Source organism: Microcoleus sp. T3_D1 (assembly GCF_036700405.1).
GTDB lineage: Bacteria > Cyanobacteriota > Cyanobacteriia > Cyanobacteriales > Microcoleaceae > Microcoleus.
Map to the genome: position 1 here is coordinate 90,801 of NZ_JAUBOV010000009.1, position 16,109 is coordinate 106,909.

Annotated in this window: 12 protein-coding genes and 1 tRNA gene; 8 read left to right on the plus strand and 5 right to left on the minus strand. The window is 47.3% G+C overall.

Features of this window, described 5'->3' with window-relative positions; all coding sequences use genetic code 11:
• Nucleotides 1-254 precede the first annotated feature (254 nt).
• A complete protein-coding gene (gene cheB / locus QT992_RS06960) occupies nt 255-1,340 on the plus strand; it encodes a chemotaxis-specific protein-glutamate methyltransferase CheB (protein ID WP_333314754.1) in 1,086 nt (361 codons plus the stop codon).
• A gap of 149 nt (nt 1,341-1,489) precedes the next feature.
• On the opposite strand, the gene QT992_RS06965 is transcribed toward cheB, so the two are convergent.
• On the minus strand, nt 1,490-1,876 hold the full coding sequence (locus QT992_RS06965) for a response regulator (protein WP_015175702.1): 387 nt from the start codon (nt 1,874-1,876) through the stop codon (nt 1,490-1,492).
• 741 nt (nt 1,877-2,617) lie between these two features.
• On the opposite strand from QT992_RS06965, the gene QT992_RS06970 reads away from it, so the two are divergent.
• From QT992_RS06970 to QT992_RS06980, 3 genes are all read left to right on the plus strand, one after another.
• Nucleotides 2,618-5,425 (plus strand): GAF domain-containing protein, encoded by a 2,808-nt coding sequence (locus QT992_RS06970; RefSeq protein ID WP_333336451.1) that lies wholly within the window; start codon nt 2,618-2,620, stop codon nt 5,423-5,425.
• Nucleotides 5,426-5,526: 101 nt separating this feature from the next.
• Nucleotides 5,527-5,598: transfer RNA gene (locus QT992_RS06975), tRNA-Gln, on the plus strand.
• Between the two features lie 119 nt (nt 5,599-5,717).
• Nucleotides 5,718-5,900: a hypothetical protein gene (locus tag QT992_RS06980; protein WP_333314758.1), complete on the plus strand. Its 183-nt coding sequence runs from the start codon at nt 5,718-5,720 to the stop codon at nt 5,898-5,900.
• Nucleotides 5,901-6,054: 154 nt separating this feature from the next.
• Here the strand turns inward: QT992_RS06980 and QT992_RS06985 are convergent, their stop codons facing one another.
• The gene (locus QT992_RS06985; RefSeq protein WP_333314759.1) at nt 6,055-7,332 is read right to left on the minus strand and encodes a serine hydrolase; all 1,278 of its coding nucleotides are present in this window, start codon (nt 7,330-7,332) and stop codon (nt 6,055-6,057) included.
• A gap of 179 nt (nt 7,333-7,511) precedes the next feature.
• Between QT992_RS06985 and QT992_RS06990 the strand changes: the two genes are divergently transcribed.
• The gene (locus QT992_RS06990; RefSeq protein ID WP_333376741.1) at nt 7,512-8,618 is read left to right on the plus strand and encodes an N-acetylmuramoyl-L-alanine amidase-like domain-containing protein; all 1,107 of its coding nucleotides are present in this window, start codon (nt 7,512-7,514) and stop codon (nt 8,616-8,618) included.
• Between the two features lie 280 nt (nt 8,619-8,898).
• On the opposite strand, the gene QT992_RS06995 is transcribed toward QT992_RS06990, so the two are convergent.
• Nucleotides 8,899-10,248 carry a D-alanyl-D-alanine carboxypeptidase gene (locus QT992_RS06995; protein WP_333314762.1) on the minus strand — a complete coding sequence of 450 codons (1,350 nt, stop codon included), beginning with the start codon at nt 10,246-10,248 and terminating at the stop codon, nt 8,899-8,901.
• A gap of 379 nt (nt 10,249-10,627) precedes the next feature.
• Between QT992_RS06995 and QT992_RS07000 the strand changes: the two genes are divergently transcribed.
• Nucleotides 10,628-11,818 (plus strand): transposase, encoded by a 1,191-nt coding sequence (locus QT992_RS07000; protein ID WP_333143883.1) that lies wholly within the window; start codon nt 10,628-10,630, stop codon nt 11,816-11,818.
• A gap of 35 nt (nt 11,819-11,853) precedes the next feature.
• Here QT992_RS07000 and QT992_RS07005 read toward each other — a convergent pair whose 3' ends face one another.
• Nucleotides 11,854-12,189 (minus strand): ribbon-helix-helix domain-containing protein, encoded by a 336-nt coding sequence (locus QT992_RS07005; protein ID WP_333314765.1) that lies wholly within the window; start codon nt 12,187-12,189, stop codon nt 11,854-11,856.
• A 578-nt stretch (nt 12,190-12,767) separates the two neighbouring features.
• Between QT992_RS07005 and QT992_RS07010 the strand changes: the two genes are divergently transcribed.
• Nucleotides 12,768-13,283 (plus strand): HNH endonuclease, encoded by a 516-nt coding sequence (locus QT992_RS07010; protein WP_333153410.1) that lies wholly within the window; start codon nt 12,768-12,770, stop codon nt 13,281-13,283.
• Nucleotides 13,284-13,436: 153 nt separating this feature from the next.
• Nucleotides 13,437-13,835: an alr0857 family protein gene (locus tag QT992_RS07015; RefSeq protein WP_333314772.1), complete on the plus strand. Its 399-nt coding sequence runs from the start codon at nt 13,437-13,439 to the stop codon at nt 13,833-13,835.
• Nucleotides 13,836-13,974: 139 nt separating this feature from the next.
• Here QT992_RS07015 and QT992_RS07020 read toward each other — a convergent pair whose 3' ends face one another.
• Nucleotides 13,975-16,098 carry a ShlB/FhaC/HecB family hemolysin secretion/activation protein gene (locus QT992_RS07020; RefSeq protein ID WP_333336460.1) on the minus strand — a complete coding sequence of 708 codons (2,124 nt, stop codon included), beginning with the start codon at nt 16,096-16,098 and terminating at the stop codon, nt 13,975-13,977.
• Nucleotides 16,099-16,109 lie beyond the last annotated feature (11 nt).

Sequence of the window (16,109 nt, forward strand, 5' to 3'; positions counted from 1 at the left end):
TCCTTGGTTATGAGGCATTTGTTATTTACTATCAATTAGCAAGGCCCAATATCCAGTGCCCAGTGCACAATTACCCGTGCATCGATGCTCATCAATGCCCAATACTTTGACTACCCGGTTACTGAGCGACTCGTGCTGAGCTAGCCACTCGCCCTGCGCGGTTTGCCCGCTCAGCTTCGCCGAAGGAAAGTAAGTCGAAGGGCAGCACAAGTGCCCTATTTCCCATTCCCCATTCCCCATTTCCCAGCAAACTGATGTTATCGCCCATTAAACTATTGTTAGTTGAAGATTCTCCAGTAGTTACGCTCGTCCTCAAACGAATTTTTGAGTCCTCGCCAGACATCCAAGTTGTAGGAACCGCTTGCAACGGATTAGAAGGACTAGAATTAATCCCCAAACTTCAGCCCCAAGTAATCTGTACGGATTTGAACATGGTACCAATGAACGGGTTAGAATTTACGGAAGAAGTAATGAAGAAATATCCGCTACCAATTTTAGTAATTAGTGCTTCAGTGCAAGCGAATGATACTCAGAATGTATTTCAACTGTTAAAGGCTGGTGCATTGGATGTTTTTCCGAAACCGATTGGCGGGTTGGTATCTGATTACGGTCGCCTCGCAAATCAATTAATAGCTAAAGTTAAAATCCTCTCAGGAGTTAAAGTATTTACACGGCATCAAAAAAAGATGTCAACAGAATATAATAATCAACTTGTAAAAATCAACCAAGCACCAGTTGCTAATTACAAATTCTCCCACGAAACTGTTAAATCTCCAACAATTAAAGTATTGGCTATAGGGGCTTCGACAGGGGGGCCGCAAGCACTGTACGCGATTATTTCTAAACTTCCGGCTAGCTTTCCCGTGCCTATAATTTGTGTCCAGCACATCAGTGAAGGTTTTTTGCAAGGATTAGTTAATTGGCTGGGTAATGAATCGAAACTGCCTGTTAAGATAGCTTCTTTTGGGGAGTTGCCACAAGCAGGTACTGTTTATTTCCCGCCCGAAAAACGTCATTTAGAATTGGACTCTCAAGGGCGATTTGTTTATTCAGAATCGGCTCATGCTGCGGGACACTGCCCTTCTGTAACGGTGACTTTTAAGTCGGTAGCTAATTTTTATAGTCGGGCAGCAGCGGGGGTTTTGCTGACAGGAATGGGTAGAGATGGTGCTGACGGAATGTTGGCTATCGCCAGACAAGGGGGGTTGACAATCGCCCAAGACGAAGCTAGCTGCATTGTCTTCGGAATGCCCAAGGAGGCGATCGCCCTCGGTGCCGCCCAATATGTTCTACCTGTCAGTGCGATCGCTCCCCTACTCCTGGCTAAATTAAAAATTTAGGACTTACCTCGCAAATTGTGCAGAATACCCCGCCCCCCGACTTGTTAAAGAAGTCGAGGATCACAGAGCGCGATCGCAACTTTTTAGTTCATTAATTACTCAAATTACTTCATTAATTACTCAAAAATGATTTTTTTTCCTAATTCCGATTATTTGATTTTGATAAACTTACCAATTACCTCGCGCAACTTATCAGCATCAAACGGCTTAGTTAAATACTCTGTTGCTCCCGCCAAACGCCCCTGTACCTTATCAAAGGCTCCATCTCGCGCTGTCAGCATTACGATCGGCAAATTCTGAAACTGAGGCAAGCTCCGCACCGTGCGGCAGAGTTCCAATCCGTCAATACCAGGCATCGAAACATCCAGCAACAAAACAGAAATTTGTTCGTGATAAATCGTTGACAAAGCATCCACTGCATTGTCGGTTACGAGAACTCGAAACTCTTTGCTTAAGGCCTGTTTAACAAGTCCTTGCATCACGACGCTATCATCAACTGCCAAAATAGTTGGTACTTGACTGCTACTTGCAGACATATTCTTCTCCCTGTTTATTTATAGTTGTTGAAAATACCAAACATAATTCCCGCCGTCATTTTTTGAGAGTTGTCTCTGTGCAATAATTGTCAACCCCGTTGGAGCGTTAGTTGAAACTTTAGCCCGGTTTTTTTTACCTCAAGCCCGAAAAAAGGGATTGGGAGAGTGGTCTATCGGCAATTACAACAGTTGCAAAATGTGCATCCGGGCCCATAAACCCTAAAAGGTCGAGTTTGAACAACTATTGTTACAAAGTTTAACATCTTACCAATCTTTTGTAATTCATCTCCTAACTGTAGTTGAACTACCGGCTAAGGCACAGCTCGGTAAAGGACACTGGTATTGTGGCACAAACCCCTCATTTAAATCTACCAGCAAGCCAGCTACCCACGATTAGACAAGTCTGTTAAAATACAATTAAACTGATTAAAAAATTATAGGTAAGCAATAGTCATATATTTTGGAAAGCGGCTTCCTCCCAACAGAGGCTCTTAGATTTAGAGAGCCGGAGGTATTCAAAAGCATAGTCAACTGGAAGTATAATTTATATAGTCTTAGATCTGGGGTGCTCTAACTCCCATAACCCAAAAGTTTCCAGATCGGTCAAGAGGTTAGTCTGAATTTGGCGCAAGCAGCCTGCGCCGAATTTGCGCCCACAGTCTCCCATTACACAATTCATAGCTTGTTTTTCTCGAAAGTATTGAGAAGGGCGGTTGCCAGCAACTAGACGGGCAGTTACACATGATGAAAGCACCCTTGCCTCTTGATAAAAAAGTGTTCAAGCTCCATAACATTGACTTGTATCAGCTTCTCGGCTCTGCTCCAGACGCTTGCTTGGACAATTTGGTAGGTTTGGCAGCTCAGATCGGCCGAACTCCTATTGCTTTCTTGAGCTTGATTGACGGTAATCGCCACTGGTTGAAGTCGCAGTTAGGTATCGATCGAACTTTGGCCCACCGTTACCTGAATTTTTGCGCTCGCGCCCTGGACCAAATTCCCGAAGAGTTCGCCGTTGGCTCAAACTCAAACTCGGAATTTGACCGGGTAATTTCCCTGCAACAACCGCCAGTTGCTCCCGAATTGGCGATCGAACTTCCTATAAATTCCTTTAAAGAACTGCCTGCCGCCATTGTTCGAGACGCTTCCACAGATGTGAGATTTGGCGAGCATCCCCTAACGGTTTTCTACCCCTTCGTGAAATTTTACGCCGGAATCCCAGTTGTGAGCTCAGAGGGGCAGATGCTGGGAGTGCTATCCGTCATGGACTCGGTGCCGCGAGACTTGACAAAAGAAACGATAGAAGCTCTCCAAGCTTTAAGTCGGCAAGTTGCGAGTTTGGTGGAGCTGCGCTGGCAATTAGTCAAAGCGCAGAAACAGTTGCCAGAGGTAGAAGATATCAGCTCGAACAGCCAGCAAATCTCGGAGTTAGTTCCTGGCTCGAACCGATCGAGCTGGTATGCGGTACATACGCCACAGAGTAGCAGGACAATATACGGAACAAAAAAGCTCCCGACGCTGGGGGAAACAGGCAAATCTCAATATGGGTGGGAAGCTTCAGCGGGCATCGGGCGCGCGGACGATACCCAACAAATCCGAGAAATTGTTGCCGCCCCCCGCGACACCTCCGATCGCCAACTAACGGCAGCATCCCTACAAGAGCGAGCTCGCTTGGGAGCCCTGCAAGCTAAAGTCGGTGCAGCCCTCGGACAAGGCGGGAAAATATCCGTCATCCTCAACCGCTGCACCGAGGCAATGGTAGAGTACCTAGACGCCACAGGGGTGAGCATCTGGACTTTCAACCCGCAGACAGAGCGGTTAGAATTGCAGGCCTATTCAGGACTTAGCAGCCAAGAGTTGGCACGGGAAATAGAAGATTGGGTGCCAACAGAAGCGGGAAACCTCCAAACGGCTCCTGTGTGCCTACTGTCGAACCCGTCTCTCTGTGCCATTGCCTATCCGCTGATTGTGGAGGAGCGGTTGGTGGGAGTGATGGCTCTGTGCAGTAGCGCTTTGGCAAGCGAGGGAGCGTTAGAAGTTCTGGGCTGCATGGCTAACGCCATCGCCGTGGCGATCGATCGCGTCACTGCCCGAGAAGAATTGTTGAGCCGCCGCGAAGCGCTGCTCTTCGGCCTCGCCAGCCAGATGCGGAATTCCCTCGACCTCGACAAAATTTTAGATACGGCTGTCAACGAAATTCGCAGCTTGTTGCAGGTTGACCAGTGCTACTTTTTGTGGTATTCCATCTCGCGAGACGGGCAGCCAAGCTTTGCAATCACCCACGAAGCGGCAAATCCCGAAGTCAAAGACCGACTTACAGAATACCCGATCGAACAAGTAACCCTGCTGGCCGAGAAAATTTGCCACCGCCAAACGCTCCGGATCGGCGACGCTGCAACAGCACTGTGCATCGAACCGGCCACGCGAGCTTTTTTGAGCAGTCTCGGTATTGTTTCTAACCTGCTGCTGCCGCTCAAGACTCGCTCCGGTCAAATGGGTGCTGTAGTTTGCAACCATTACAGCAGCCACCGTTCCTGGGCAACGAGCGAAGTGGAATTGCTGCAAGCGGTGGTGGATCAATTGGCGATCGCGATCGACCAAGCCGAACTCTACGCCCAAACCCGCGCGGCAGCCTTAGCCGCTCAAACTCAAGCCCGCCAACTGACGGAAACTTTGCAGCAGTTGCAGCAGAAAGAAGCTCAGCTCATCCAAAACGAAAAAATGTCCTCTCTTGGTCAAATGGTCGCCGGCGTCGCCCACGAAATTAACAATCCGGTTAATTTTATTTACGGCAACTTGACTTATTGCAAGCAGTACATGAAAAATCTGCTGGATTTGCTGCACTTGTATCAAAAGCACTACCCCGAGCCTTGCCCCGAAATTATCGACAAAAACGAAGAAATCGATGTTGAGTTCATAGTGCCGGATTTGCTGAAAATTCTGTCTTCAATAGAGATGGGAACTGAACGCATCCGCCAAATTGTTCTGTCTCTGCGGAACTTCGCGCGACACGACGAAGCAGAGATGAAGCCGGTGGACATTCACGAAGGGATTGACAGCACGCTGCTGATTTTGCAGAGTCGCTTGAAGTCAAACGGGCTAGTGCCGGGAATTGAGGTGATTAAAAACTACGGCGACTTGCCGAAGGTAGAGTGCTATCCCGGACAGCTCAACCAAGTATTTATGAATATTTTGGCGAATGCGATCGACTCTTTGGAAAATCAGCCTCCACCCAAGACGATCAAAATCTCGACGGCGGTGGTGAACCCAGACTCGGAGGCTGATGAGTCAGGAAAGTCGAGGGGTCAAGTTGTGGTGATTCGGATTCAAGACAGCGGGCCCGGATTGCCCGAAAAAGCTAAATGCCACTTGTTTGACCCTTTCTTTACCACTAAACCTGTAGGCAAGGGTACGGGGCTCGGCTTGTCTATCAGCTACCAGATAGTGGTGGAAAAACACGGAGGAAGTTTGAAGTGTATCTCGGAACCGGGACAGGGAGCGGATTTCAGGATTGAAATCCCGCTAGCTCGCCCCCCTGCGAGCAAAGAATAAACCTGCGGGCGATCGCTTCCAAAAACATTTTTTAAATTTTCTTGTCAAAATGCTTGACAGATTCCCGTGTCTGGGTGTTACTATATTAAATGTTGAGACGTTGGGGCGTCGCCAAGTGGTAAGGCAGCTGGTTTTGGTCCAGCCATTCAGAGGTTCGAATCCTTTCGCCCCAGTTAAATTGTGTCAGGTCAATCAATTGTTTAACTGATTGTTTATAGTTAGCGCTTGGCAGACGAGAGACAAACCACTTCATTACTACTCACATCTTTCACCATTCTCAGGAACGGGCAAGATGCCCGTTCCACAAAGACTAGATTTTCTTGTGGAACAGGCCGGAAAGCCTGTTCCTAAAAGACTAATTGAGAATGGTGCAAGATATAAGTTATATCAATTCCGGTTGCACCGGAATGATATAGCTTTGGTTGTAGGCCACCAATGGAAACAAGTAATATCAAATCCGGTTGCATTGGAATGATTAAACCGCTGTTGACGCCTAGAAAACAGAGGAAGAGAACAGAGAGACGAATAATTCCGATGCTACCCGATTGCATCTAACCATCATTCAGTTTTTCGACTAACAGTCAACCGTCAACAGTCAACACTCAACAGTCAACAGGCCCTACTCCATATTACTGCAAAGTGCTGGGGCCACGAGCGTTTAGCCGATCGAAAACGTATCGGGAAATTGCCGGAAATGCTGTTTCGTCCTTGGCATAAGCCGGATCGTCTGCGAAAACAACTAAGATATAAATCGCGCGATCGTCTAAAGTTCTGACAAATGCCGCTTCGCTGCGGGATTTGGAAGTATAGCCTACTTTGGAACCAAAATAAATATTAGGTGGTAAAGATTCGCCCAAAAATCCTTGTATCGAGTTGAGAGGGTCATTTTTCCACGCCTTGGGGTCTAAGTCTCTCGTTAGCAAGTAAGCCATTTTGCGGCTGGCGACGCTAGAAACCGCTTGTCTAGTATAGATTTCATATATTAATCTGGCGGCTTGGTCGGTAGTTACTTGATTGCGAATCGGCACAGAAGCATCGCCCCGCAATTGCAAGTCGCGACCGATTGGCCCTTCTTGTCTTAAATAGTATATGGGATAATTTTTGGTGCTTATACGAAGATCATTGTAGCCGGCAGACTGGAAAAATGTGTTAATTTGAGTGCGCTTTTTCAGCCAGGTTTGCAACTCTTCTCCTGCGAGCCTGCCGCCGGATTTTGTATCTGTGATTTTGTCTAAAAGTCTGCTAGCAGCATCGTTGTTGGAGACGCGCATCATTTGTTCGAGGTCGTTTTTAAAGGCAGATTCTCTTTGCGTAATGAGGCCTTTTTCTATGGCTGAGTAGAACGCTGCCATCCAAAATAACTTGGCCACGCTAGCGGGAAATCGGAGAGTTTGATTTTGATATCCGGCAAAGGTGTGACTTTGGGAATTGCTGACATCAAATAAGGTAATTGATAGCCGTTCTGCGGGCAGTCCTTTGCTGGTTGCAATTTTCACAGATTCATCAACAATCCCTTGCAATTCTTGAGAGTAAACTGGATTGGGAGGTGTTTTGATGTTGTAGCTAAAGGTAGGCTCGCTTTGACGATCGGCTAAATTTTCCGATGGTTCAATTGTCGGAGGCGAGAGTGTTTCTTGAGGCGAGACGGCCTGTTGAGGCAAGATGACTGGCGGTTCTGGGGCACGGCGAATTCTGAACGGTATTGTGACAATCCAACCGATCGCGATCGCCCCGGCAATTAAGCACAGGATGTTACGGTATTTTAAGCGAGAAAATTTCGTCCTGACTCGACGACGGGATTGGACAGGAGGCTGGCTGCTTTGGCGTCGTGGCCGGATTGGGCCGAGGGGCTCGATTGGGCGTCGGGCGGGAATTGGGCGCGGGCGGCGTCGGCGTTCTACTTGCATTACAGTTTTGTGCTATCAAACTCGCACGATCAGTTTATAATAGGGCGGCATCTAAATGACAAGTGTATCCATCTAGTCCGCTGTTGCCAATTTTATCGGTCTACTAGGCTGATTGAGACTTCTAGTAATTGTAAAATTTTCAGGATAGCACTGAGTTGAAGCAAAATCCTTTGAAAAACATGAGAAATTTTTGGAGTCTGGCTGTTTTGGGATTTGCGATCGTCGGCGCGAATAATTCTTTGATACCTGATGTTTGGGCATTTCAGTCTCAATCTGCTACGGGATATGTTGTCGATCGACAAACAGCAGGACAGGGCGCGGATGTAGCGTTTTCCTTGACGGGAGAAAGCGAAAATCGGGAAATAACAAACAAGCAAACTGTTTCCAGTTTTCCGAGTATGTTGTGGGACTTCAACAATTTAGCGGAAATTTCCTATTCCGAATTGCTGAAAGTGCTGGCGAGACGACCGGACTCAAATAATACCGAGAGAGAAACCGTTGCACAACCTGAAGACATAGCACGTTTTGAACAGGTTGTACAGTATGCAAAACAACAAAATTTGCACGATCGCTCGATCGGAGAAATCGTCCAGGCGATCGCCGATAAGTTCCAAGGATTGCCCTACGCCGCGGGTTTGCTGGACAAATCCGGCGAAGAAAAGTTGATCGTAACTTTGAATAAATTTGACTGCGTTTTATTTGTAGAAACCGTTTTGGCGATCGCCAGGGGCGTAGCAGTACAAGATTACGACTATCAAAATTTTGTAAATCGCATAGAAGAACAGCGGTATTTAAACGGTAAAATGAACGGTTATTGCAGCAGATTGCACTATTTTTCCGAATGGATTAACGACAATCAAAAACGGCAAACAGTGGAAAATATCACCGCTGAATTAGGGGGAGTACCCATGAATAAAACACTAAATTTCATGAGTCAGCACCGCAGCAGTTACCCGCAAATGGTCAAAGACTATGCAACTTATCAGTGCATAGTCAGCCAAGAAGCAGACTTAGCCAAAACTACTGTTAATTACATCCCGACAAATCAGATAAAAAGTCTTTATTCTCAGTTAAAACCAGGGGATATTGTAGCGGTAGCCACGGATGTTAAAGGATTGGATGTCACCCACACGGGTTTAGTCTACCGCAATGCTGACGGCAATATGGGTTTAATTCACGCTTCGCCGGCTGGGGAGGTGACAGTTGCTTACGACTTGCACAGATATATTAGCAGAGTCGAAAGTGCGATCGGCATTGTAGTCGCTAGGGCGAAAACACCTAATTAAATTAGTTTGGACTCCTAGGGTGCATCAACTTGCATTATTTTAGCTGCCAATTCACAATTTATGTACTGATATCAAATCCGGTAGCATCGGAATTATTCATCTCTGTATTCTCTCCCTCTGCGTTCTCTGCGCCCTCTGCGGTTAAATCATTCCGATGCAACCGGAAACGATATGACGCACCCTACCAAGTATAGAAACCGGGTTTTTTGCCGAATTTGCGGATGGCAACCCGTCTTTTTGTAAAAAAACCCGGTTTCTGGGCCCATGCGTCAGCCTCAAATCAATTGACAATTTCGCTGCGAGATACCTTACTCTTTCTAGCAGGATTTGGCGTTAATTCCGGCGGCGAAACTTGAACACTTCCCCACTCATTCACAAAGCTTTTCAGCAAAACCTCTTGCTGAGTGCGAAATGTCTCGACATTTGCCCCTCCATTCATAATCACAAACCACACAGTTTCTTGTTTTTGAGTTGGCAGCGCTCCGCCCAAAGCGCTAACATTATCCAACGTGCCAGATTTGACCACTGCTAATTTGGGAAGCGCCCGTTCTGCCAGTATTCCTTCATCTTTCCCAACTACAGTTAAGACATCCGCAACTGTCATGCTGTAAGGTTCTAGATAGCGTTCTAAAGCTATAAACAACGCGCAAGCAGCCCGGGGAGAAATGAGATTTTCTTCGCTCAATCCCGAACCGTTGACGAGTTGAATTTCGGCCGGAGGAACTCCGGTTGCTGCTGCTGCTTTTTGCGCGACTGTTTTGGCGCCGCCGACAGTATCCGCTAGCATATCTGCCATGAGATTGTTGCTGTACTGATTCATTTTTTTGATCAGTTCAGCAAGGGGCAAAGAATAATGTTTGACTAAAGGCTGCACCTCGTTGGGAGATGCGGGCAAAACTTTGACAGTACCCTCAATTGCTATTTGGGGTTTTGGCGTATTGGGAGGCAGGGTTTGATACTGGGCGGCGGCTTCACTGGGCCAGATTTGACTGTTCAATCCTTGTTTGAGCAATTCTCCCGATTTGAGGGGATCGAGTTCAAAGTTCATGTAAAACTTATCGACAATTATCAAATTGCCACTGACTCGCTTGATGCCTTTTTGATTTAAGGCGTTACCAAGGGCGATCGCCTCTTCCCAGACAAACAACGGATCTTCGCTTCCCTGAACAATTAAAGATCCTTTTAATACGCCGTTTTCAATTTTTCCCGTTGTACCAATTAAGGTGATAAATTGATGTTCCGGGCCGAATTGTTGCAGCGCTACGAGAGATGTTGCTACTTTGGTAATAGAAGCGGCGGACAGAGGAACGGTACCTTGATGATTGGCTAGCAAAGTATTGCCAGATTGCATCCAAACGCCTTGGTTTTCTTTGGCAAAACCTTGGGCTGCCAACCCGTTGAGATATTGCTGGATTTTGGTATTTGTGGGGGTTTCGGGATTGGTAGCAGAGACTATTAAGGGCTGAGGCTGACTTGGTTTAACTGGTGGCGGGGAGGATTCAGCTACAGGAGAGGGAGATGCAAGTTGAGGTGATTCAGTAGCTGCACATCCGGCAATAATTGTGAGAAGGGCGATCGAACTCGCGGCAGTCAAGTAGCGGTTTTTCAGCATTACTTTAATTTTTTTCATCAAATGTACGATCGTCTGTTCGGCACGCCCGATGGAAAGTTTAGCATTCTTCTCGCGCGTGGGGCGAGCCTCCGGATCTGCATTACCAAACTCCCGAACCGCTAAAATTGCCTATCTTCTTCCTTCTCCATCTTTCTTCGCGCACTTCGCGTCTTCGCGGTTCGTTAAATATATCTCCTTGAAATGCTTCGGAAACCCATCTTCAGCGCCTGGGTCCTTCACCCCAGGCCGATCGCTCTCACAAATTTAAGGGTAAACTGGTTTATCAAAAAACTGGGTTGAAAACCCCGTCCTTCTAGGACGGCTTTAATTGTAACTTTTCATTACGCCATACTCCGTTTTGTGCTGATTGCGGTAGCATAAGAGTGGAGGTAGAGCCATGCTCGTTTTTGAGTTTAAATCTTACGGAAAATCAAGTCAGTTCAAAGCAGTAGACGAAGCAATTCGTACCGCTCAATTTGTCCGCAATAGCTGTTTGCGCTATTGGATGGACAATCCCAAAAAGAACAAATACGACTTGAATAAATATTGTGCTGTACTGGCAGCTACGTTTCCGTTTGCTGACGAACTCAACTCAATGGCAAGACAATCAAGTGCTGAACGTGCTTGGGCAGCTATCTCCCGATTTTACGAAAACTGCAAGAAGAAGATTCCTGGTAAAAAAGGGTATCCAAAGTTCCAGCGAGACTGTCGCTCGGTAGAGTACAAGTCAACCGGATGGAAGGTTGCAGATGACAGAAAGTCGATAACTTTCACGGATAAAAAAGGAATTGGCAAACTCAAACTCAAAGGCACACGCGACCTGCATTTTTACCAAATCAACCAAATAAAACGGGTTAGATTGGTAAAACGTGCGGATGGTGTGTACGTCCAGTTCTGTATTGATGTTGACCGAAAGGAAAATACAGCGCCGACAGGTAATACTATTGGATTGGATGTCGGGCTAAAAGAATATTACACCGATTCAAACGGAATCAAGGTTGAAAATCCTAGGTTTCTGAGGAAAGGTGAACGTGTTCTCAAACGCAGTCAACGTCGGGTATCTAGAAAAGTCAAAGGTTCAAAGAATAGAGGCAAAGCTCGACAGATTCTTGGTAAGCGCCATCTCAAAATAAGCAGGCAACGTAAAGACCATGCCCTAAAGTTGGCAAGGTGCGTCACTCAGTCCAACGACTTGATAGCCTACGAAGATTTGAGAATCAAAAATATGGTGCAGAATCACTGTCTCGCCAAGTCTATTAACGACGCATCTTGGTATCAATTCCGTGTCTGGCTTGAATATTTTGGAAAAGTATTCGAGCGGGTAACGGTTGCGGTAAATCCGCAATATACCAGTCAAGAATGCTCTAGTTGTGGTGAAATCGTCAAAAAAACTCTATCTACTAGAACCCACGCTTGTAAATGTGGGTGCTTGTTAGATAGAGACGAGAACGCAGCTAGAATAATCCTAAGTCGGGGATTGAGTACGGTAGGGCATACCGGAACTCTTGCACTAGATGCAAATAACGCTTCGGGAGAATTGTCCTCTACTTTCGTTGGAGAAATCCAATTAGAGCAAGTCAGCTCGTAGATAGAAGAATCCTCATGCCTTCAGGCCCAGGAGTGTCAACCAGGCATACTCCCTATACTCAGCGGCACCATTTCGCCGTGCATCGTCAGGCCTAATAACATCGGGCCGCCCGGTCGGATCAACTCTCCTGTAAGCGCGCAGCGTTCCTCCTGCTGTGCTGTGGCATTAATGCTGGCTCGAATATCCGATCGAGAAAACATCTGCCGATACTCTCCAGACTTCTGCTGCACGTAATTCCAGAGCAAATCTCGAATCAAAGCTTGATAGCCTTGATTGCCCGCGAGCTCTTTAAGTCTCTCTTTGAGTTCTCTTTCGAGTCGAATGCTGGTCACTTCCATTTCGGTGGTTGAGGTTCTAGGTAGGGTATGCATAATTTTTTCTCCGTGACGGGTGGACATATGTGTAATATCAGTGTAGTATGTTTACAGCTAGATTGAAAGCCTCTTAACCACCTTCTGCCGACTTTGAAATTTCTCCCCACCTACTCCAGCTATCAACTGAAGTGCGATCGCCCCACGGGTCGCTCCGAGTCGTTATGGCACGTCTTTAGCACGGGTTTTGCGACTGTTGCAGCGACCTCGTGGGCGGGCTTGGGCCTAAATAAACACGGTTATAGTGGATTAGGAGAAATTGCAGAAATTAATTACAACGAGGTAGACCAGCACGGTCTGCAAGTGGCACAGCCAGATCGAGAGACGCGAAGCGGGAGGTACAGCTAAACAACTGTACCCAGACAGGATGAAAATTTGCATGAAAGCAGTTTTTCTAGCCCCCGCTTCTCTCGTAAGAGAAGCGGGGGCATTTGATTGGATATTTGAGAAATTCGATCCGCTTGGGGAACTGGGAAAAAACCAGATGTAGCCAATGTAGGCGTTGCACCGAAAATCCCAAATCCCAAATCTAAAATCTAAAATCTAAAATCTAAAATCCAAATGAGGAGGAGCAAGCCGTGACCGTAGTAACTGATGTATTGAGGCAATCTGTGGTGGTATTTTCTCAGAATTACCTACCGATGAGCCGTGTCAACATCAAACGGGCGATCGTACTGTTGGTAACAGGCAAGGCTGAACCTCTGGATTTTAGCATTGGCAACGGCTGGCTGGTGCGATCGCCCAGCACCAGCATCCACGTACCCGAACAAATCCGCTTGACTTTTGGTAACAGGGAACGCCTGTGGAAAGTGCCCCCGGTCAATCGCCGGGAAGTTCTGCGCCGCGACGCTCATTCTTGCCAATACTGCGGTAGCAATCGGCATTTGACGCTGGATCACGTCATGCCTCGATCGAAGGGCGGCCCGCATACTTGGGACAACGTGGTGACTGCTTGCGAACGGTGCAACTCTCGTAAGGGCGATCGAACTCCCGTAGAAGCTGGAATGACTCTGCGAACTAAGCCGAAGGCCCCCATACACCCCACTGTTGCTTTTGCCGAACTGTTTTGGCACGAATATCAAATAGGGGAATAGGTAATGGGAAGAATTTTAGATTTTAGATTTTAGATTTTAAATTGATGCGTAATTCTCATCTAAAATCTGCCCTAACTCCCAATTACCAATTCCCGATTACCAATTTTCAATTACCAATTTTTAACTTTCAATTCCAAATTTAGGGCTGTCAATATGCTGAAGTTGACTTACACTGAAACGGGCTTTAACCTAGAGCGTTTGGCTCAATCTCCCGAACAGTTAGTGGCGCTGCGAGTTGTGCTGGCTATGCGAGTTGGTCAAAGCATCAGCGTCGAACCGAGCACTGCGGCATTTTTGCTGCCCGCGAATTTGTCGGCGCTGCCTCTGTTGGAATCTGAGGCGCGCCGAAACGACAACGATGCGATCGCCCTTTGTGTTGCTGATGCTGACTTTGTAGAAGTGACTCTGCGCGGTACGTGGATTTCTGACGCATCTGAGGGGGCCCAGGGCGTGTTTGCGACTGTTTTGGGCGATCGGGCGGAGTTCTTGCTGCTCAAACTCTGGCTGGAAACTCAGGCTGCTGCGGAGGTTGTCGGGGAAGTCGGCGATTAATATCGGATGTGGAAGGAAGAGGGAAGAAGGAAGAAGGAAGAAGGAAATATTTCTTCATTTCCCACTCCCCCACTCTTCCCATCTCCCCTCTGCCATAACAGACAATTTATATGGGTAGCAGAGCCGGAAATCGCTCATTTTAGGGCGTATAAATTATGTTGAAGTAAATTCCCTTATCTTGCAGATTGTCGCCTTTATCGCTAATTCTCACCAAAGGAAAAGCGTAATCTACGCGCAGGTTCACCCGCTGTATCGGTTCCCAGATTACCCCTAAACCTAAACCTGCTAAAAAGGTCTGATTGGTTAATGTATTAGGATTGTTCGCAACGTTCCACACCGTACCCGCATCCAAAAATGGAGCTAATTGAAGTTGGGGATTTCCCGAAGCATCGCGCTGCAAAGTAATCCGATCCTCGATCGAAACTCTGAAGCCGTTATCCCCAGAACGGACATTTTGGCGGTAGCCGCGCAAAGATTGTCCGCCGCCAATTACAAATTGCTGTGAAGGCAACAAACTATTAGCTGACAACTGTAAGTCTGCCTGCAAAATTAATAAATGTTTGTCATTCAATCGCTGTACTCGCTGCACTTGACCCAGCCAACTCAAAAATTGTCCGTCGGGATCGGAACCTTCGTTTTGAGTAGCATCAAACAAGCTAGTGCCGATCGTAAATTGCGATCGCAAGGCCCAAGCACCCTGCGGGTCACGCCGAATGTAGTCCTGTCCCAGCTTAATTGCGCTCGTAGTGGTGACACCATTGGAGTCCGGGCCGATGCCAAAAGGAACCGGTTCGCCGGCGACAAAAGTTCTGCCTGTCTGATAAGTAAAACCAGCAGACAAGGCAAATTCTTCGATCGGCGTTCTCCGCAGCGGCTGGCGGTAACTAACTTCAAATAAATGCGATTTTCCCGAAATGTCAGCACGGTTAAAAGGTGGTTGTACGATACTGTTGCGGTTCGGTGCCGCCCTCAATTGCAAAGTGCCGTTCATCGCATTTAGCGGCACGCGATAGCTGAAATCAAACACGTCTGAATCGCCGAGCGATCTGTAATAAGCCGCTGCAAGTTCGTCGCCATTTCCTGTTATATTGCGGTGCCGCAAACTAACTCCCAATCTTTCGGAACCGACACTGGGAGGCGAGTAATTGTCAATGCTGAAACTAGGTTGAAACGGATTAGCTTCCGAGACTCGGACGATCAGAATGCTCTCGCCTTCATTATCCCCAGCCCGCAGACTGGCTTCTACATTGTCAAATAAAGGATCGACCCGCAACAGCCGGAGTTGGTCTTCTAAGGAAGCTGTGCTTAAAGGCATTCCAGCACCGAGTCGAATCCGGCTGCGGATGTAACTTGGATGCAATCTTTTAGTTCCTTCTACCTCTATTCGGGCTAGCTTGCCTTCAATAACTTGAATTTGGACTACCCCTGCGGTGATAGTTTGGGGCGGCAAGACTGCTCTCGAAGTGATGTAGCCACGATTGAGGTAAATTTCGGTAATTTTGTCGGCGATTTGTTTGAGCTGTTCTAGGGTGGTAGAACGGCCTTCTAACGGGTTGACTAAGGCATTAATTTCGTCTTGGCTTAAAATTGTGCTGCCAACTACTTGAATTTTCTGCACCTCAATTGGTGTATTCGGCAGCGTTGGGGGAACTGGCGACCGGGACGGCGGCGCTACTGTGGGCGGTACTTGGGGAGGTTCTGGGGAAGGCTGGGGGGCCGGTTGCAGAAATCGATCGCGATTTGGATCGGGCTGCGTCGGCGGCGGTGGCAGGTTTGGAGGCAGCGAGGGTTGGTTCTGGGCTAAAACATGATTGCAATCTAGCTGGTTCTGACATTGGGGCTGGTTGTCAACCAGATTTTTTGGTTCGGGCAAGATGCCCGTACCACAAGCAGTTTCATCGATGATTGTGGAACAGGCATCTTGCCTGTTCTCGGCGGGGTTCGATTGTGCTTCTGGTTCAGGGTTGGTCTCGATCGCATCGGGAAGCTGATTTAAGTTTGTTGCTGTTTCATCCTGCTTGATTTCCAGTTTTTGCAGGGCTAATACTTGATTGCCCGTATCTGCTGAGTTGTCAGCAGCGACGGGCAACTGAGAAATATCCTTTGTTTGGGATATAGCTTTATTGGCATAAAAGCAAGCCATCGGCAGCGCAGTTAGAAGTGAAATCCCCAACCGAAATAGTGCAATATTTGCATTCGGGCGCATAATTAATAATTTCTCTAAAATAAGTTTGTCGGCTGCTTGACTATGCCAGTTTATCATTAAGTATTAGG

Excerpts from the sequence above, each read along its gene's own strand:
- QT992_RS06965 (WP_015175702.1), bottom strand. The coding sequence starts at position 1,876 with ATGTCTGCAAGTAGCAGTCAAGTACCAACTATTTTGGCAGTTGATGAT.
- QT992_RS06980 (WP_333314758.1), top strand. The coding sequence starts at position 5,718 with ATGCCCGTTCCACAAAGACTAGATTTTCTTGTGGAACAGGCCGGAAAG.
- QT992_RS06985 (WP_333314759.1), bottom strand. The coding sequence starts at position 7,332 with ATGCAAGTAGAACGCCGACGCCGCCCGCGCCCAATTCCCGCCCGACGC.
- QT992_RS07000 (WP_333143883.1), top strand. The coding sequence starts at position 10,628 with ATGCTCGTTTTTGAGTTTAAATCTTACGGAAAATCAAGTCAGTTCAAA.
- QT992_RS06970 (WP_333336451.1), top strand. The coding sequence starts at position 2,618 with ATGATGAAAGCACCCTTGCCTCTTGATAAAAAAGTGTTCAAGCTCCAT.
- QT992_RS07020 (WP_333336460.1), bottom strand. The coding sequence starts at position 16,098 with ATGATAAACTGGCATAGTCAAGCAGCCGACAAACTTATTTTAGAGAAA.
- QT992_RS06990 (WP_333376741.1), top strand. The coding sequence starts at position 7,512 with ATGAGAAATTTTTGGAGTCTGGCTGTTTTGGGATTTGCGATCGTCGGC.
- QT992_RS06995 (WP_333314762.1), bottom strand. The coding sequence starts at position 10,248 with ATGAAAAAAATTAAAGTAATGCTGAAAAACCGCTACTTGACTGCCGCG.
- QT992_RS07015 (WP_333314772.1), top strand. The coding sequence starts at position 13,437 with ATGCTGAAGTTGACTTACACTGAAACGGGCTTTAACCTAGAGCGTTTG.
- cheB (WP_333314754.1), top strand. The coding sequence starts at position 255 with ATGTTATCGCCCATTAAACTATTGTTAGTTGAAGATTCTCCAGTAGTT.
- QT992_RS07005 (WP_333314765.1), bottom strand. The coding sequence starts at position 12,189 with ATGCATACCCTACCTAGAACCTCAACCACCGAAATGGAAGTGACCAGC.